Source organism: Buttiauxella sp. B2 (assembly GCF_006376615.1).
Lineage (GTDB): Bacteria > Pseudomonadota > Gammaproteobacteria > Enterobacterales > Enterobacteriaceae > Buttiauxella.
On the sequence record NZ_VEXQ01000001.1, the window covers coordinates 115096 to 132392 of the forward strand.

18 protein-coding genes and 1 tRNA gene are annotated in these 17297 nt (G+C 47.8%); 8 read left to right on the plus strand and 11 right to left on the minus strand.

Features of this window, described 5'->3' with window-relative positions; all coding sequences use genetic code 11:
• Positions 1–31 precede the first annotated feature (31 nt).
• From FH968_RS00660 to FH968_RS23580, 3 genes are all read left to right on the plus strand, one after another.
• The gene (locus FH968_RS00660; RefSeq protein WP_189388923.1) at positions 32–1474 is read left to right on the plus strand and encodes a lytic transglycosylase domain-containing protein; all 1443 of its coding nucleotides are present in this window, start codon (positions 32–34) and stop codon (positions 1472–1474) included.
• Between the two features lie 35 nt (positions 1475–1509).
• Positions 1510–2706 (plus strand): DUF2235 domain-containing protein, encoded by a 1197-nt coding sequence (locus FH968_RS00665; RefSeq protein WP_189388925.1) that lies wholly within the window; start codon positions 1510–1512, stop codon positions 2704–2706.
• 144 nt (positions 2707–2850) lie between these two features.
• A complete protein-coding gene (locus FH968_RS23580) occupies positions 2851–3219 on the plus strand; it encodes a hypothetical protein (protein WP_189388927.1) in 369 nt (122 codons plus the stop codon).
• A gap of 33 nt (positions 3220–3252) precedes the next feature.
• On the opposite strand, the gene FH968_RS00675 is transcribed toward FH968_RS23580, so the two are convergent.
• Positions 3253–3327: transfer RNA gene (locus FH968_RS00675), tRNA-Gly, on the minus strand.
• Positions 3328–3641: 314 nt separating this feature from the next.
• Between FH968_RS00675 and ttcA the strand changes: the two genes are divergently transcribed.
• Positions 3642–4562: a tRNA 2-thiocytidine(32) synthetase TtcA gene (ttcA, locus tag FH968_RS00680; protein ID WP_139876474.1), complete on the plus strand. Its 921-nt coding sequence runs from the start codon at positions 3642–3644 to the stop codon at positions 4560–4562.
• 440 nt (positions 4563–5002) lie between these two features.
• Here the strand turns inward: ttcA and zntB are convergent, their stop codons facing one another.
• Complete coding sequence (gene zntB / locus FH968_RS00685; RefSeq protein WP_139876475.1) at positions 5003–5986, minus strand: zinc transporter ZntB; 984 nt, start codon at positions 5984–5986, stop codon at positions 5003–5005.
• Positions 5987–6140: 154 nt separating this feature from the next.
• Here zntB and FH968_RS00690 point away from each other — a divergent pair, with 154 nt between their 5' ends.
• The gene (locus tag FH968_RS00690) at positions 6141–6239 is read left to right on the plus strand and encodes a YoaK family small membrane protein (RefSeq protein WP_139876476.1); all 99 of its coding nucleotides are present in this window, start codon (positions 6141–6143) and stop codon (positions 6237–6239) included.
• A 240-nt stretch (positions 6240–6479) separates the two neighbouring features.
• Positions 6480–6785 carry a hypothetical protein gene (locus FH968_RS00695; RefSeq protein ID WP_139876477.1) on the plus strand — a complete coding sequence of 102 codons (306 nt, stop codon included), beginning with the start codon at positions 6480–6482 and terminating at the stop codon, positions 6783–6785.
• A 200-nt stretch (positions 6786–6985) separates the two neighbouring features.
• On the opposite strand, the gene FH968_RS00700 is transcribed toward FH968_RS00695, so the two are convergent.
• Positions 6986–8605: an ABC transporter substrate-binding protein gene (locus FH968_RS00700; RefSeq protein WP_139876478.1), complete on the minus strand. Its 1620-nt coding sequence runs from the start codon at positions 8603–8605 to the stop codon at positions 6986–6988.
• Between the two features lie 277 nt (positions 8606–8882).
• On the opposite strand from FH968_RS00700, the gene mpaA reads away from it, so the two are divergent.
• Entirely contained in the window at positions 8883–9590 is a 708-nt protein-coding gene (gene mpaA, locus FH968_RS00705) for a murein tripeptide amidase MpaA (protein WP_139876479.1), read from the plus strand.
• Positions 9591–9596: 6 nt separating this feature from the next.
• Here mpaA and ycjG read toward each other — a convergent pair whose 3' ends face one another.
• Positions 9597–10562 (minus strand): L-Ala-D/L-Glu epimerase, encoded by a 966-nt coding sequence (gene ycjG, locus FH968_RS00710; RefSeq protein ID WP_139876480.1) that lies wholly within the window; start codon positions 10560–10562, stop codon positions 9597–9599.
• 142 nt (positions 10563–10704) lie between these two features.
• On the opposite strand from ycjG, the gene tpx reads away from it, so the two are divergent.
• Complete coding sequence (gene tpx / locus FH968_RS00715) at positions 10705–11211, plus strand: thiol peroxidase (protein ID WP_139876481.1); 507 nt, start codon at positions 10705–10707, stop codon at positions 11209–11211.
• 34 nt (positions 11212–11245) lie between these two features.
• Here tpx and tyrR read toward each other — a convergent pair whose 3' ends face one another.
• From tyrR to pspA, 7 genes are all read right to left on the minus strand, one after another.
• Complete coding sequence (gene tyrR / locus FH968_RS00720) at positions 11246–12808, minus strand: transcriptional regulator TyrR (protein WP_139876482.1); 1563 nt, start codon at positions 12806–12808, stop codon at positions 11246–11248.
• 158 nt (positions 12809–12966) lie between these two features.
• The gene (locus FH968_RS00725) at positions 12967–14031 is read right to left on the minus strand and encodes a YcjF family protein (RefSeq protein ID WP_139876483.1); all 1065 of its coding nucleotides are present in this window, start codon (positions 14029–14031) and stop codon (positions 12967–12969) included.
• Complete coding sequence (locus tag FH968_RS00730; RefSeq protein ID WP_139876484.1) at positions 14028–15425, minus strand: YcjX family protein; 1398 nt, start codon at positions 15423–15425, stop codon at positions 14028–14030. The genes FH968_RS00725 and FH968_RS00730 overlap by 4 nt, the downstream gene beginning before the upstream one ends.
• A gap of 122 nt (positions 15426–15547) precedes the next feature.
• A complete protein-coding gene (gene pspD / locus FH968_RS00735) occupies positions 15548–15769 on the minus strand; it encodes a phage shock protein PspD (protein ID WP_139877196.1) in 222 nt (73 codons plus the stop codon).
• An 84-nt stretch (positions 15770–15853) separates the two neighbouring features.
• The gene (gene pspC, locus FH968_RS00740; protein ID WP_139876485.1) at positions 15854–16213 is read right to left on the minus strand and encodes an envelope stress response membrane protein PspC; all 360 of its coding nucleotides are present in this window, start codon (positions 16211–16213) and stop codon (positions 15854–15856) included.
• The gene (gene pspB / locus FH968_RS00745) at positions 16213–16440 is read right to left on the minus strand and encodes an envelope stress response membrane protein PspB (protein WP_139876486.1); all 228 of its coding nucleotides are present in this window, start codon (positions 16438–16440) and stop codon (positions 16213–16215) included. The genes pspC and pspB overlap by 1 nt, the downstream gene beginning before the upstream one ends.
• Positions 16441–16507: 67 nt before the next feature.
• Positions 16508–17179, minus strand: coding sequence for a phage shock protein PspA (pspA, locus tag FH968_RS00750; protein ID WP_139876487.1), 672 nt, complete (start codon positions 17177–17179; stop codon positions 16508–16510).
• Between the last annotated feature and the right edge of the window lie 118 nt (positions 17180–17297).

Consider the following 17297-nt stretch of genomic DNA (forward strand, 5'->3'; position numbering starts at 1 on the left):
AGTAACGGCCTTTCACACAACGAGTTCTACAATGAACATACCTGACAATATTAAACTCTTAATTAAGAGCGTTGCGCCGACACTATTAACCGCACTCAGTCTCCCTCCCCCACTTAACCTTATTGCTGCAACCGTTGTCTCTGGCATTCTTAATAAATACCTACCAGAAAATGTCATGCAGCATACAGATAATGCGGGGAACTCAATAAATCCTGCGGCAATGACACCTGAGCAAATTGTTACGGTTATAAACGATAACCAAACGTCTCCCGCCATTGTTAGTGATCTTAAAAATGCTGAAGAGAGTTTAAGGCAATATGAACTCACATCGGGCATTCGCTTTGCAGAATTAGCACTTCAGGAAAAACAAAGCATTCAGGACTTTCAAATCAATTCAGGTATCGCTGGTAATGTTTTTAATTCAGGTATCAAAATTGTATGGGTTGCGATGGGCGGATTATTGATAGTCGTAGTGATTGCCCTGTTACTGCTTATTCCAGGCATTAGCATTCCTGAAGGAAAACAAAGTATTGTCACTGCTGTTTTTGGCATCATCGGTACGGTAATAGGTTTTATCAATGGTCTGGCATCAAACATTGTTGGGTACTATTGGGGTAGCAGTCAGGGTTCAAAAGACAAAGGTATTGAAATGGCCAGTAGTTTCAAGGCGCTTGGTGATAGTGTGGCGAAATCACTGGAGTCCAAAACTACACCAACAAATACTCCCCCTTCCGCAGTAACTACAGGAGAACAACCCAAAGCGGCTTCGACTTCAAACCCACCTTATTCCGGAGACATTTCATCTCCACCCAATCCCGCCAAAAAAAGTCTGCTCATGGATACTAAAAGTGAATTGGTCACTCCACATAACTTTATCAAAAGTGGTGTTAATTGGAGTTTGCAAAAAGAAGGTATCTCAATTGATGGAACCCTTCCTACTGGCACTCAGGGAAAACCGACAACTGTCGAGAAAATATGGGATCTTTATGGGCAGCATTGTTTACAAGCCTCTAAAATGTATGGCGTCCCCGTCGAGCTGATTATCGCAACTATCGCAACCGAAAGTGGTGGAGATAAAAATGCCAGACGCCCAGAACCACAAATCAATGATGAAAGCGTGGGGCTGATGCAAACACTGGTCAAAACCGCTCGTGGTGCATTAGGCCGGCCTTCACTTTCAGGTGACGATTTGCTTGACCCAGCTACTTCAATAGAAGCAGGAACGGCTTATATTGCCCATCAACGTTTCGTCACCCATTTTGATCCACCCAAAGTCGCGGCTGCCTATAATGCTGGCTCACTGCGAGTGGATAATGCTGATGCTAATCGCTGGAAAATGCACTGCTTTCCTAAGGGAACCGGCAGGCACATTGATAACTATGTCGCGTGGTTTAATGATTGTATGAAAGACGAAATCCAATCGAAGCTGGATGAGAATAACGATGTCAGTACATTTGGCACTATATTCAAATAGCTATCAACTCATACAGATTTAAGATGAGGCCACATATGAGTAAAAATATAGTTTTTTGTGCTGATGGTACCTGGAACGGCCCTGAAAAAGATGATGTTGGCGATGATTCCTCTTATAACACCAATGTGTTACGTCTGTTTTCTGAACTGGATGGGGATGCCGATACACCGGATATGTTCCTGCGCGGTGAACAAGAAAAAATAGCCAAAACAAAATCTGGCGCGGTGTATCAGGTCAGTAAATATTTACATGGTGTAGGTGATTCTAATAACTGGCTGGAAAAAATAATGGGTGGTGTGTTCGGTGCAGGTATGGTTGAACGTATCGTGCGTGGTTATACATTTATCAGCAGGAATTACAGCCCAGGAGACAAGATTTATCTTGTTGGATTTAGCCGTGGTGCTTACACCGTCCGTGCTCTTGCGGGAATGATTGGAAAGTGTGGGCTGTTGGATGCCACTAAATACGATCTTGAAAATAATAAAGAAGATGCTTATCGACTGGGCACATCGGTATGGAGAAGCTACCGAGAACATTCTAATGTAGACAGCAATTTACTAGACAAAATCATCGCTGACGCACCTCACTTTCTTCATGTCGATGTTGATCCTAATAAGATGCTTTATTTTGTTCCAATAGAGGTAGTTGCTGTTTGGGAAACAGTAGGTTCGTTAGGGATCCCAAAATATTGGGATGATGCCCGAGTTGATGTCTACCGTTTTACTGACACAAGCCTTGGCGAACACGTCAAGTATGGCCGACAAGCATTAGCAATTGATGAGATGCGGCAGGATTTCACTCCCACTTACTGGGATCAAAGAAATAATATTGTCCAGGTTTTGTTCCCGGGTATTCATGCTGATATTGGCGGTGGTTATAGTAGCGTAAACAATGGCAACGGCTTATCTAATGCTGCGTACTTATGGATGAGAAATGAATTGGTGAATCTTGGTGTAAAACTGCAACCGGAAAATTGGGTTGCTGATTTTTGTGGGCAAATCCATTGTGAATGGTACAAGATTAAATATCCGCTTGCCGTTCGCAAGCTAAAAATGCCTATATCTGCTGATATGGCAATACATAATTCAGCTATTTCAAGAATTAACTACCCTGATCCATTACCCGTTCAAGACAATAAAGGACAATGGACCACCCAGATTTATCGACCGGCCTCGCTCAAGTCATTTTTTGATAGCCAGTGGAAAGCATTGCCAAATATTTTCATCGTATAAGCAATAGTATTTCTTCAAATAGACCAGATTATCGACGTTCTGTACTGGAAATGATCCTTTGCAAGGATGCAAGGGCCCAAAATTTAATTTCTATGATGATTCATGTTACCCTCGCCTCACAATGTACTCTAAATAAGAGCTTTCATGAAACTTATTATTTTAATTAGCCTTTTAGGTTTTGTTCAATCATCCGTATTTGCCGCCACTGCCACCAGGCTTTCATGCTCATTGCGAGAAAATGTAGTTATCTCACGCTTTGACCATAACCTCTCTACGATGAAATGGGATGATCATTTCCTGGTTGCGTCAGGTATAAAGAAGACCAAAACAAAGAATGACGTACCTTTTCGCGTCACCACTTTTCAAAATGGTGACGACTTAGTTTTCTTCCCGGAAAAACAGACTTATTTCTTTTTCTATTCTGGAAGTTCTGAGCCTGACAGATGCATAGTGCTTGGCACAAGTACGTATCAAATTACTCAGTTACCGCGATATGAAAAGCCGGGCGCATAGTCCATCAAACATTATTTATGAGGTTTAATTGTCTGGAGCGGTCAGCGGGAATCGAACCCGCATCATCAGCTTGGAAGGCTGAGGTAATAACCATTATACGATGACCGCTTTGGTCCGCCACCGGAGCCTCGAACCCCGTACTACAACACTGCGGCTGCCGCTCTTCCCGATGAGCTAGTGGCGGTTTGGTAATATTAGCTGAATTTACCTGCGCTACCTCATTAGAGGTAAATCACTGGCGGCGCATGATACATAACTAAAATTACCCATGCAATCTATATGCCTTTATAGCAGTGACATTATTACAAAGTGGCATTACTCAATGGCCCACTACTGCAAAACGTGCTGGCATTCGCCGCTGCAATCCGTACCATACACGCCAGAATTACGCCTTATGCGTGTCGGTTTAGCCTGAGAATTCCATGACCAGTCAAAAAGAAATTTACAACCTCAACAAATTACAGAAACGCCTGCGTCGTAACGTAGGTGAAGCGATCGCCGATTACAACATGATTGAAGAAGGCGACCGCATTATGGTCTGCCTTTCTGGCGGCAAAGACAGCTACACCATGCTGGAAATCCTGCGTAACTTGCAGCAAAGTGCGCCAATTAACTTCAGCCTGATTGCCGTCAACCTCGATCAGAAGCAACCGGGTTTCCCTGAGCACATTCTGCCGGAATACCTGGAAAGCATTGGGGTTGAGTACAAGATTGTTGAAGAGAACACTTACAGCATTGTTAAAGACAAGATCCCAGAAGGCAAAACGACTTGTTCTTTATGCTCACGTTTACGCCGCGGCATTCTTTATCGTACAGCTACCGAATTAGGTGCAACGAAAATCGCTCTTGGCCATCACCGTGACGACATTCTTCAGACACTGTTCCTGAACATGTTCTATGGCGGCAAAATGAAAGGCATGCCACCAAAGCTGATGAGTGATGACGGGAAGCACATTGTCATTCGCCCGCTGGCTTACTGCCGCGAAAAGGATATTGAGCGTTTCGCCACTGCGCGCGAATATCCGATTATTCCGTGTAACTTGTGTGGTTCGCAGCCTAATTTACAGCGTCAGGTCATCGGTGACATGCTGCGCGACTGGGATAAACGCTACCCTGGCCGTATCGAAACCATGTTTAGCGCTATGCAAAATGTGGTGCCTTCTCATATGTGCGATACCGAGTTGTTCGATTTCAAAGGCCTTAAACACGGTGCCGAAGTCGTTGACGGTGGCGATTTAGCTTTTGATCGCGAAGAGTTGCCGATGCAACCTGCGGGCTGGCAGCCTGATGAAGACGACGGCGAGACGCCACTCCAACGCCTCGACATCCTCGAAATCAAATAGTCATCCTTCCCCCTCTCTTACCCGAGAGAGGGAAAACCTACCTGTACGGCGGCGGATCAATAATTGGCTTTGGATCGGGGTCTAGCGGCGGGTCAGGTATCGGTTGCGGCTTGGGAATGTGCTCTGGAACTGGCACCGGGTCAGTCGGAATGGAATCTCTGATATATATGCTCATAATTTCCTCCATTTATCTCTCCCTTTAAGCATAGAACAACAAATCGCAGGCAAAAAAAAGCCGACTAATAGTCGGCTCGTACGAATCAATTGTGCTATGCAGTAATTCTAAAAAAGGAAGTAAGACAATATGGAGCGCAACGCCCATCGCTTGACGTTGCATTCACCTGCGAGAGAGATAGTGCCTTGAACCAGCGTTCCAGTTATTGACCTCGCTCAATTATCGCCGCCTTTTTTAGTCTGCATTATGTTAAAAATGTTAAATTTTACAGCCATTTACTACGATGTAACCACCAGGCAACACCACCTATAAGAACCACCAACATGAAGCAGAACAGGCTGAAACCAAAATACCAGCCACCGCCAGGAATTCCGCCTAAATTCACGCCAAACAGTCCAGTCAAAAAAGTGCTGGGTAAAAAGACCATTGCCATTAACGACATAGTGTAGGTTCGTCTTCCCATCGCTTCTTGCATGACCTGTGCAATTTCATCTGCCATTACCGCTGTACGTGCGATACACGCATCTATTTCATCTAATCCGCGCCCTAGCCTGTCTGAAATATCCTGCATACGACGGCGATGATCATCCGTCATCCAGGGTAAACGCTCACTCGAAAGGCGGGCGTAAACATCACGTTGTGGAGCCATATAACGGCGCATCACAATTAACTGCTTACGCAGAAGAGCCAGATAACCACGCGGCGGGACTTGTTGATCCAGAAGATTGTCTTCCAGGTCGATAATTTTTTCATGCAGTTGTTCAATAAATTCACTGGTGTGGTCGGTCAGCGCATCGCAGACATCGACCAGCCAACTGCCACTATTGATTGGGCCGGTTCCTTCATTGAGGTCGTTAACCACATCATCAAGTGCGAGTACCCGCCGCTGACGTGTTGAAATAATCATCCGCTCGTCAATATACAAACGCATAGCGACCAACTGGTCTGGGCGCTCATCGGTGCTGCCGTTAATGCATCGCAGAGTTAACAGTGTGCCTTCGCCTACGCGCGAAACGCGCGGCCGGGTGCTTTCACCAGCCAGAGCATCCCGGGCATAATTGGGGAGCACGTGCGTGTTGGCAAGCCATTCTACACTGTCACGATAGGTATAATTCAAATGCACCCAACATGGATGCTCGCAATCGGCAGTGTCATCTTTAACAATGGGTCTGGCTCCACCCTTTCCATCTAATTGCCAGGCGAGCACTGCATCCGGCACCATTAACTCGTCTCCCTTGATAGTTTCCACTGCAATTTCTCCATGCGTGACCACAATACTGCCTTCAGTCTAGCCGTGTTCTTTTGTTATGTAACGCTGAAAATTATGCAAACACGCTGAATTTGTTCAATAAAAAATGTTACATTTATAGTCTATTGACGATGACATAAAAAATGAGAAATAAATGAAAATTGGCGTTCTGTTTCCTATAGCGATTATTGCTGCTGCAATCATATTCATCATCTGGTTTATTGTCGGCGGATACGCGACATCAGCTTCCTGATGAAAATGTTTCTATCTGTTGTTTCACCTACGATGGAATAGTTGAGGCTTTCCACCAGCACGCTAAATTAGGGTGACTCGTGCTCTGAAATTTGTGTTGGTTCACGTAGACCGGTGAATATAGAAGGCTGGAAGCACGAGTAAAGGCCATAGTTGTTTAAAAATGAACAATAATGCCAATTGCCTTACTGTGGTTATTATTGATATTTTCACTCGCTTATAATTTGAGTGGGAAATAGCCATGTTTAAAAACTACACGAGTAACGCGAAAGTATTTATTACCGGCATTATTCTCATAGGCTGTATTTCCTTTATAGCTCTCATTTACCCCATGATTAATGGTGGGCACCACCAAAACAACACTCAAACATTCAGCCCCGCATCTGAACTCAAACAATCATCCATACAATGCGTAAAATTGATCGATACTGTTTCTGATGCTGACCTGGCAGGAAAGCTCAATTTTTACAGCGCCCCTGCGATGTGTGTACAGAAAAAAGGGCCGGGGAAATGGCTGATTTACACCGCGAGTCCGATACGTAAGTAATCCTCAGTCTCCGAAGCCACACTTTCGTCGGAGTGATTGCGTATGGCGACCTGGAAAGTCTGAATCAATACTCTTTATCCCATCAAAAATTGCTCCTTTCTGAATGAGTTATCACGGGTTAAAAAGATGTGCTGACAAAGAAAACCTTGCCAGCACTATATTTAGACGTGGTTACCAATGGCTAACTGTAGCCTATATAATTAATGAGCCACGATATACATCGTGCGGCTGTAGGCAACATCTTCCGGGTTATTAATTGGGTAACCCTTCAACCACGGTTTGATTAAACGCCCGTTGGTGTACTGATAAATTGGAGCTATTGGCGCTTTTTCCTGGATAATTTTCTCAGCCTGGTTGTAATCCTTATTACGCGCAGCATCGGTCGTTTCCTGGCTTGCCTGCTCCAAAATCTTGTCGTAGTCCGGTGCATTAAAGCGCGAAATATTGCCGCTATGGGTTGAGGTTAGCAGCGACAGGAAAGTAGACGGCTCGTTGTAATCCCCTACCCATGAGGCGCGAATCACGTCGAAATTACCGGTGTTACGGCTATCGATGTAGGTTTTCCATTCCTGATTTTGCAGTTTCACATCGACACCCAGATTTTTTTTCCACATGGATGCTACCGCAATAGCAATTTTCTGGTGGTTTTCAGAAGTGTTATACAACAGCGTTAGTTTAAGCGGCTTGTTTGGGCCGTAACCTGCGGCTTGCAGCAAGGTTTTCGCCTGGGCATTAGCTTCTTCCTGGCTCATTTGCTCAAGCGCAGAAGGTTCTGGCTTGAAGCCCGCAGTGACATCTGGAGTAAAGCGCCATGCAGGTTTTTCACCCGTCCCAAGTACTTTTTCAGCCATGATATGGCGATCAATTGTCATACTGAGTGCCAAACGCACACGCTGGTCAGCAGTCGGCCCTTTTTGCGTGTTAAAGGCGTAATAATACGTTCCCAGCTGAGGCGGAGTATAAACCTGGCCTGGAATGTCTTTTAACAGCTTCTGATAGAGATTTTTGGGGAACGACTCGGTGATATCAATATCCCCAGCCAGATAGCGTTTGGTCGCCGAAGATTCCTGATTGATAGGAATAAACGTGACTTTAGTGATCACCGTTTTGCTGTTATCCCAATAGTTTTTATTCTGCACAGCCACTATTTTTTCGTTAACGATGCGGTCTTGAAGAGTGTATGCGCCGTTGCCGACTAAATTACCAGGTTTCGTCCAGTCATTACCGAATTTTTCAACAACGGCTTTGGGAACCGGATACAACGAGAAGTTAGCCGTCAGACTCGGGAAATATGGCACCGGTTTATCTAACTGGATACGCAATGTTCTGGCGTCTACCGCCGTCACGCCCAATTTATCAGCTGGCATTTTGCCATCAATAATAGCCTGTGCATTACTGATCCCCGCCAGCGCCGCAAACCAGGCAAACGGTGAAGTATTTTTTGGTTCAACCAGACGCTGCCAGCTGTAGACAAAATCTTGTGCCGTAACAGGCGTGCCGTCCGACCAACGGGCGTTATCACGCAGAGTAAATGTCCAGACACGGTTGTCATTACTTTGCCATTTTGTGGCAACACCCGGCTCAAGTTGGCCCTTTTCATTCTGGTTAACCAGGCCTTCAAACAAATCGCGGATTACCTGAATTTCAGGCAAACCCACGGCTTTCGCCGGGTCAAGGGATGCAGGCTCATCTTTAATATGGCGCACCAGACTCTGGTCAGCCGCAAGTTTGGTGCCCGCAGGAACATTAGCCGCCCAGGAGGTTGAAAAGGAGCTGGCGATCGCTAACGCGCAACAAGTAGTCAAAAAACGCTTTTTCATTGTTTACCCTTATGAATAATTTTGTTTGGGGCAGCACTACGCTCACGCCAGTGACAGACAAACAATGTAACGCAATCAACTGTTTTGCCAATAACAAAACTAAATAACGTGATAGAAATCTATCAACCGTCAGATAAATCATGCCAGTAGCCACGGAAATGTCGTTAATCAGGTTAATTCTGTAACTGGTCTGACAGGAGATTGTTTCTGATGAGTTTTTTTTAAATCACTGCTATTACTATCAGCAAGAAAAATCTAAAACGCTTTAAGGAATACTATGTCTGGCCACCGTCCTCGCTCGCAACGAGGCCATTTGCCGCAAGGCTCCGAACGTTATGGCAAAACTGTTTTTGGCGCACCGCTTATTTGGTTCCCCGCAGCATCCAGTGAACAGCGCAGTGGATTGATTATTGCGGGTACGCATGGTGATGAAAATGCCGCGATGGTTACGCTGTCTTGTGCGTTACGTACGCTAGAACCAGAACATCGTCGCCACCATGTGGTGCTGGCTGTAAACCCTGACGGCTGTCAGCTCGGTTTGCGCGCTAATGCGAATGGTGTGGATCTGAACCGTAATTTCCCTGCCGCCAACTGGAAGTCTGGTGAGACGGTGTATCGCTGGAACAGCAGCGCAGACGCTCGAGATGTGGTGCTTTCTACCGGTAAAAAACCAGGCTCCGAGCCAGAAACCGCCGCGCTATGCCAATTAATTCATACTTTGCAGCCAGCGTGGATTGTCTCTTTCCATGATCCTTTAGGGTGCATAGAAGATCCGGATAATTCAGCGCTGGGTGCATGGCTTGCGAAGGAGTTTGAATTGCCGCTGGTCACAAGCGTCGGTTACGAAACACCTGGTTCTTTCGGTAGTTGGTGCGCAGATTTAGATTTGCCTTGTATTACCGCAGAGTTCCCGCCCATCTCAGCTGACGAAGCGAGTGAGCGGTATCTGGATGCTATGATGGGTTTGTTGCACTGGCAAAAGTAATACCTATTACGGATAAAGTTTGCCGGTTTCGAAATGCAACCCTGGCTCAACATCAACGGCCAGCCATGTTGGACCATCGAGATCGGCAAAGCGGACTTTAGCTGCCAGCGGCAACGCTGCGGCTATCGCCCGCGAAGTGCATAGCATGCAGCCTAGCATCACATCAAAACCTTGTTCACGAGCGGCTTGAGTTAATGCCAGCGCTTCGGTTAATCCTCCGGTTTTATCCAGCTTCACGTTCACCATGTCATAAAGCCCTTTGAGCGCAGGCAGGCTTTCGCGGGTATGGCAACTTTCATCGGCACAAATTGGCAATGGATGAATAAAGTTCGCCAGTGTACTGTCCTGGCCTGCCGGTAACGGCTGCTCGAGCATCGCCACATTCAAGTCGGCCAGTAACTGGCAACGCGCGGCCAATCCATCGCTATGCCAGGCTTCGTTGGCATCCACGATTAATACCGCTTCAGGCACCGCAGCACGGATCGCGACCATACGCTCGGTGATCAATCGGTCATCGAGTTTAACCTTTAACAAACGCGCGCCTTTATCCCACAACAGTTTTGCTGCCGCTGCCATTTGTTCTGGCTCGGCAATACTGACGGTTTGTGCAGTGGTGACTAATTCAGGGAGTTCGACACCCGCAATATACGAAAGAGTCCTTTTTTGGCGACGTGCTTCCAAATCCCACAATGCGCTATCAACTGCGTTACGCGCAGCTCCGGCAGGCAGCGCCTCTTGTAATTGCGCGCGTGTCATCCCTTGTTCTAACTGCGGCAGGATCGTGGTTATCTGTGCCAGCACAGATACATCGCTTTCGCCATAGCGTGGATATGGCGTGCATTCGCCCACGGCTTTAATACCCTCTTCTTCAAGCTCCACCACCACAACGACCGCTTCGCTGCGGGTTCCGCGTGAAATCACAAAAGGAGTGTGGAGCGGCCATGCTTCCTGGTAAACCTTCACTGTTCTCATTGTTGTTCCTGTTGTTTTACGTTATTTGCTGAGTATAGCCAGAGAACACTTTTACTTGCAGTATCAGTTTTTTATATTCAGACGATGAATACTGACATACACTGTTCGCGGCGTTAATTATATGTAAACAGGAAAATTAAACATGTCACAAATCGTTCATTTCCAGGGCAACCCTGTAGCGGTTGCAGGTCAAATCCCACAAGCTGGCAACAAAGCTGAAGCTTTCACTCTGGTAGCAAAAGATCTTTCTGATGTTGCACTGAGCCAGTTCGCCGGAAAACGTAAAGTACTGAATATTTTCCCAAGCATCGATACCGGCGTTTGTGCCGCCTCCGTGCGCAAATTCAACCAACTGGCGACTGACATGGATAACACCGTTGTACTGTGTATTTCCGCCGATCTGCCATTTGCACAATCTCGCTTCTGCGGCGCAGAAGGTCTGAGCAACGTGGTAACACTGTCTACCCTGCGTAACCCTGAATTCCAGCAAGCTTATGGCGTTGGTATTTCTGAAGGTGCACTGAAAGGCCTGACGGCTCGTGCAGTTGTGGTTATCAATGAGAAAGATGAAGTGGTATTCAGCCAGTTAGTGAACGAAATCACTAACGAGCCGGATTATGCCGCAGCACTGGAAGCCCTTCAGGCTTAAGTGTGAATGCCCCCGAGAACCGGGGGCATAAATGTTACTCTTCTGTTTTACGCTGACTCAAACCGTATTCACGTAACTTATTCGCAATCGCAGTGTGCGAAACCCCCAGGCGTTTAGCAAGCTTACGCGTACTTGGATAAGTACGATAAAGCTGTGTCAGCACCGAGCGTTCAAAGCGGCTGGTAATATCATCCAGCGACCCTTCCATAGCCTCTTCCCCAACAACCAAACTTGCGGTGTCGAAATCTGGCAACAGGATGTCTTGCGGACGCAATTCATAACCTTCCAGTTGCGTTAATGCGCGATAAATCGCATTTTTCAACTGACGTACGTTGCCCGGCCAACCATAACGCGTGAGTACATTGCTCAAATCATTCGCCAGTTTCGGACGTGGTACCCCTTGTTCATCGGCAAATCGCGCCACAAACAATTCAGTCAGCGGCATGATGTCTTGCGGCCTGTCGCGCAACGGCGGTAAATTCAGTGTCAGTACGTTCAGGCGATAATAAAGATCTTCGCGGAACTCACCTTTTTGCACCATCTCAATCAGGTTCTTTTGCGTTGCGCAAATCACGCGTACATCGACATGCACTTCATGTTCTTCACCCACGCGACGGAATGTTCCATCGTTGAGGAAACGCAACAGTTTGGTCTGCATACGCGGTGACATTTCGCCGATTTCATCCAGCAGAACCGAACCGCCATTTGCCTGTTCGAAGAAACCTTTTTTACCTTCGACAGCATTCGCGTATGCACCTTGTGCATGGCCAAACAGTTCGCTTTCAACTACATCATCAGGCATCGAGCCGCAATTGAGTGCCAGATAAGGTTTTTGCGCACGCGGGCTGCCAAGATGGCAGGCATGAGCCAGCAAATCTTTACCGGTACCGGTATCGCCAACAATCAGCAGCGGCGCATTAAGTAACGCAAGTTTATGCGCCTGATCGACGACGTGACGCATTTTCGGGCTAACAGCAACGATTTGGCTGAATGCGCCAACATCGGTATTAGAGAGGTTTTGCAGCTGGCGACCCATTCGTACCGTTGAGCGCAACATCACCACCGCACCGACTAACGATGACTCCTCGTTTTCGCCATCCAAATGTACTGGGGTGATTTCCATCAGGAAGTTCTGGCCGTTGATAACGACATGCTCGGTGTGCGATTCAACCGGCGCGCTTTCCAGCCAACGCATGAAGTTGAAACCATTCACCAGGCTTGCGGCGTTATGGTTGCGCAATTTATCTTCGCTTTGGCCAAACAGCGCGCAGCTTGCAGGGTTTGCCAGCTCCACTTTGCTTTTCATATCCAGCGACAGTACGGGTTCAGGCAGCGCTTCAAGCAATGCACTAAGCGCTCGATGCTCACGTTCAGAAGGCATCCACGGCACGGTACGCACGTCCGTTACCCCTGGGATGCGGCGAATTTCAGCCATCAAACTACTAAACGTATCAAAATCGAGGGTAGAAAAATTCAGGTAGATTCGCCCAATTGGATCAATTTCGATACCTCGTAAATCGATGCTACGCAGCACAAGTAAATCAAGTAATTCTCGAGTCAGACCAAGTCGGTCCTGGCAAAAGACTTCCAGACGCATGGAGGTGTCCTTCAAATGCAATAAGCGGAATCATTGGGTGGCGTGATGATACTCCAGATAACTTGCGGTCAGAAGAGATGTGTGAAGAAAAGTTGACAGATAAGTCTATGAATACGGGTAATGCCGTAAACCTGGACAGTCACGGCATTACCAAAGTGTCACTCAACGGACTTGGTTTTGCTCGTACTCATCGTCTCTTTGAGCTGAACCAGCAACTGTTTGCGGAAATCCCCGAGACGCGGTTTATCACCCTCAATCCACGGCAGCGGGCGACACAATTCCATCGCTTTAATCCCCAGGCGCGCCGTCAATAACCCGGCACCAATGCCTTGTGCCGCACGTGTGGAGAGTCGCGCTGCAAGATCCTGGCCTATCCAGTCCATACCCACTTCACGCACCAGCTCACTGGCTCCGGCGAAGGCGATATTCAACAGCACCAGACGGAACAAGCGGATGCGGCTGTAATAGCCCAATTCAATTCCATACAGCGCGGCGATGCGGTTAATCAGCCGCAAATTTCGCCAGGCAATAAACGCCATATCCACCAGTGCTAACGGGCTTACGGCGATCATCAGTGTTGATTCTGCTGCAGAACGGCTGATTTCCCGACGAGCCTGGTTATCCAACACGGGCTGAACCAAACGTGCGTACAACTCAACAACTTCGCGGTCGTTTTGCGTTTCATGAATCGCTGCATACCAGCGTTGTAGCGCAGGATGCCCGTGATCAAGCCCGGCCTGACGTGCCAGTTTCTCGCAAAAGGCGCGGCCTTTGCCCATACCGTGGCTGCTCATCAGATAACGCGCTTCATCACGTTCTTCCGCTCGCTGCCGCAAACGCCATAAACGACGCCATTCTGTCGCAACCGAGCCAACCCCTGCGGCAATAATTAAACCGCCCGCAACACCGCCACCTAATGCAATCCAGTCTTGAGTAACAAACGCGTTATGCGTCCACTGGATACCTTGTGCCACCACGCTGACACCAAACAGCCCAAGTCCGACCTGAACCATGCGCCGCCATAAGCTGCGCTTTGGATGCAACGCCGCTTCTATTACCGCTTCCGCCTGCCCGTCATCTTCTACTTCATCAAGCGAGCCAAGCGCCGGGGTAAATTTCTCTGCTTCCGGCTCACTGAAAGCATGCTGTGCTTTGTAGATATCTTGTTTTTCCACATCCAGTGGTTGCGCGAAATCGATACGCGGTTTTAATGGTTCGTTCATCGCAATTTATCCCCAATCAAAAACTCCAGCGCTGCATCCATACGAATGTGTGGCATCGGTCTATCGACATCCATCACTTGCGGGCGGAACTGTTCAAACTGAAAGCCCTGTTTTTCCCAGAATGCGCTGCCTGGCAAACGCGCAGGAACTTCGCCGGGATAAACAGTCAGCGGCACGCCATCGATCAAGCGATTACCACGTAAAGCTGGGATTTGCTCCCCTTTCACATCGACCAGACCACTTTGTGTTGCCTGCACCGAAGCAAGCCCCATACAGTCCATATCAATGCCTTCAAACGCCGCGTTTTGCCAGGCGTCTTGCACCAGTTGCTGAAGCAACGCCACCATATTGGCATGTTGATCAACCGTAACGTGATCAGCCTTGGTAGCCGCGAATAAAAGTTTGTCTATAACCGGTGAAAACAGGCGTCGGAACAGCGTGCGCTGGCCATAATGGAAACTTTGCATCAGTTGCGTAAGTGCCAGACGCATGTCGTTAAACGCCTGTGGACCGCTGTTCAATGGTTGCAGGCAATCCACCAGTACAATTTGCCGGTCAAAACGCAGGAAGTGGTTTTTATAGAACCCCTTCACCACTTTTTCACAGTAGTAGTCAAAACGTGTCCGTAGCATGCCGATATTGGTGGTTTTATCTGCCTGAGCGAGTTTTGATTCGCCAACGGCATCAACATCCGGCCATGGGAAGAATTGCAAGGCTGGTGCGCCCGCCATATCGCCGGGTAGGACAAAACGGCCCGGTTGGATAAAGTGCAATCCTTCACGTTTGCAGCGCAACAGATAATCCGTCCATGCTTCTGAAATAGCCGCAAGGCGGTTTTCATCCGCTGGTGCGAGTGGGTCTAACCCTTCACACAGTTTGCGCCATTGCGCTGACCACTCAGCCCTGTCGCCATGCAATAGCCCGGTCATTTGGCGTGACCAGCTAAGGTAGTCTTGTGCCAGCATCGGCAAATCAAGCAGCCACTCGCCAGGATAATCGACGATTTCCAGATACAGCGTTGAGGTGTCTTTGAAATGGCGCAGCAGAGAATCGTTGGAACGATAACGTAGTGCCAAACGCATTTCGCTGACGCCACGAGTTGGCGTAGGCCAGCTTGGCGGGGAGCCATAAAGCTGCGCCAGCCCCTCATCGTAAGTAAAACGTTGAATCCCTAAATCACGCTGTGGAACGCGTTTTACACCGAGTAAACGCTCCTCGCGCACCGCATTGAGCAGTGGCAAACGCGCGCCGTTATGCACGCTCAATAATTGATTCACCATCGCGGTGATAAAAGCGGTTTTTCCGCTGCGGCTTAAACCTGTTACCGCGAGGCGTAAATGCCGGTCTACGCCCCGATTCATCAGGGCATTCAGTTCATTCTTGATTCTGTTCATATGCGTCCTGGTTGCGCCCGTCCCCCTCAACTGAGGAGAATATTCATTGATTGTAATAAATATGGGTTGTTAATGCCGAATCAATGGCAAATGAATTGGAAATCAAAAACGTGGAGAAAAGCTTACTTCGCGGTACGCGCCGAAATTTTACGAAAAACACGTGCCAGCAAAGGCTCAAGCGTCAGTGCCAGCAACATTTTCAACGGACGTCGCGCAACGGATTTTACTGCCCAACCCGCAACGCCTGCGGGACCATAGCGCAGAGCTGTCAGCAAGACTAATTTACCGACAATTTTCAGGCCCGGCTTAGCCTTGTTCGCAGCCGTCTGGAATTTGGACATTATTTCTCCTGGGAATGGGTAAAGTGTTGTCATTAAATCTGCTAGCCCTCACCCCGACCCTCTCCCCAGGAGAGGGTGAAAACGGAATTAAAGCTGGCGAAAGCGGCTACGTAACGTGAAGGTATCAGAGGTTATATAGCGCTCCATTGAGCGTAAACGCTGTTCACCCGCGGCTAATTCAGCATCGACTTCGTCGAGCAAGTCACGATTGGTTGGTTGTAGCTTTTCCTGCGATGCGCCCGCAGGCATCGGATCAAGGATAAAAGTCAGTGCGATGTAGGCCACCATCACAAAGAAAAACAGGCCAAAAATCATCGCTAAAACAGTAATCAGGCGCACCAGTTTTACTGGGACATCAAGGTATTGCGCGATACCCGCACAAACACCTTTTACCATCCCTTTTTCAGGGATACGCCACAACTTACGACCGGAAAATGAATTCGCCATTATTTGTCTCTCCAGTTCGGATGTTCTGCATCAAGGATCTGCTCCAGCGTCTGAATGCGTTCACGCATACGGCGTGCATCGTCAGTCAACTGTGCCAGCCGCTGTTGTTCACCCTGCGAAAGCTGCCCGCCGTTTGCGGCACGGTTGTTGTAGTGCAACCACAGCCAAATCGGGGCGACAAACAACACAAAAATGGTTAACGGAATGGCAATAAAAAGCGCGCTCATGTGTACTCCTTTTACAAATCAGGCTTTGAGTGCGGCGAACATAAGTAGCTCGCCGCAGTGCCGTTATTTACCCACGATCCTGGTTGTTCATTTTAGCTTTCAGCGCAGCCAATTGTTCGCTGATTTCGTCATCTGCTTTCAGTTCAGCAAACTGCGAGTCGAGACTTTTTTGTTTGCCAAAACTGTGGCTTTCCGCTTCTGATTCCATCTGGTCGATACGACGCTCGAAGGATTCAAAACGTGCCATGGCTTCATCGATTTTTCCACTATCCAACTGGCGACGAACATCACGTGAAGAAGAAGCCGCCTGGTGACGCAGAGTTAATGCCTGCTGGCGCGCGCGGGTTTCGCTGAGTTTGTTCTCAAGCTCGCCAATTTCTTTTTTCATGCGTGCCAGTGTTTCATCGACATGCACCACTTCATCTTCCAGGGTGGCTATCATGTCAGTCATTTTTTGTTTTTCGATTAACGCTGCACGCGCCAAATCCTCTTTATCTTTACGCAGCGCCAGCTCAGCTTTTTCTTGCCATTCAGCTTGCTGTGCGGTCGCTTGTTCTACACGACGGGATAGCTGTTTCTTTTCAGCCAGCGCACGGGCAGAGGTAGAACGCACTTCAACCAACGTGTCTTCCATTTCCTGAATCATCAGGCGAACCAGCTTTTGTGGATCTTCAGCTTTCTCAAGCAGTGAGTTGATGTTGGCATTCACGATGTCGGCAAAACGAGAAAAAATACCCATAATTCAATCCTCTTTAGTCATTATTTCAGGTGCCTGGCACCCTGCACGAGATGAATATTGCAAACAGTATGCCAACTTTTTATTTTATTGATTTAAAAGGAAATGATTAAATTTGACT

Coding starts and splice junctions, on each gene's coding strand:
- FH968_RS00730 (WP_139876484.1), bottom strand. CDS start 15,425: ATGAACAGAATCAAGAATGAACTGAATGCCCTGATGAATCGGGGCGTA.
- FH968_RS00665 (WP_189388925.1), top strand. CDS start 1,510: ATGAGTAAAAATATAGTTTTTTGTGCTGATGGTACCTGGAACGGCCCT.
- ttcA (WP_139876474.1), top strand. CDS start 3,642: ATGACCAGTCAAAAAGAAATTTACAACCTCAACAAATTACAGAAACGC.
- FH968_RS00690 (WP_139876476.1), top strand. CDS start 6,141: ATGAAAATTGGCGTTCTGTTTCCTATAGCGATTATTGCTGCTGCAATC.
- pspC (WP_139876485.1), bottom strand. CDS start 16,213: ATGGCGAATTCATTTTCCGGTCGTAAGTTGTGGCGTATCCCTGAAAAA.
- FH968_RS00725 (WP_139876483.1), bottom strand. CDS start 14,031: ATGAACGAACCATTAAAACCGCGTATCGATTTCGCGCAACCACTGGAT.
- pspA (WP_139876487.1), bottom strand. CDS start 17,179: ATGGGTATTTTTTCTCGTTTTGCCGACATCGTGAATGCCAACATCAAC.
- mpaA (WP_139876479.1), top strand. CDS start 8,883: ATGTCTGGCCACCGTCCTCGCTCGCAACGAGGCCATTTGCCGCAAGGC.
- tpx (WP_139876481.1), top strand. CDS start 10,705: ATGTCACAAATCGTTCATTTCCAGGGCAACCCTGTAGCGGTTGCAGGT.
- FH968_RS00660 (WP_189388923.1), top strand. CDS start 32: ATGAACATACCTGACAATATTAAACTCTTAATTAAGAGCGTTGCGCCG.
- FH968_RS23580 (WP_189388927.1), top strand. CDS start 2,851: ATGAAACTTATTATTTTAATTAGCCTTTTAGGTTTTGTTCAATCATCC.
- FH968_RS00700 (WP_139876478.1), bottom strand. CDS start 8,605: ATGAAAAAGCGTTTTTTGACTACTTGTTGCGCGTTAGCGATCGCCAGC.
- pspB (WP_139876486.1), bottom strand. CDS start 16,440: ATGAGCGCGCTTTTTATTGCCATTCCGTTAACCATTTTTGTGTTGTTT.
- tyrR (WP_139876482.1), bottom strand. CDS start 12,808: ATGCGTCTGGAAGTCTTTTGCCAGGACCGACTTGGTCTGACTCGAGAA.
- ycjG (WP_139876480.1), bottom strand. CDS start 10,562: ATGAGAACAGTGAAGGTTTACCAGGAAGCATGGCCGCTCCACACTCCT.
- FH968_RS00695 (WP_139876477.1), top strand. CDS start 6,480: ATGTTTAAAAACTACACGAGTAACGCGAAAGTATTTATTACCGGCATT.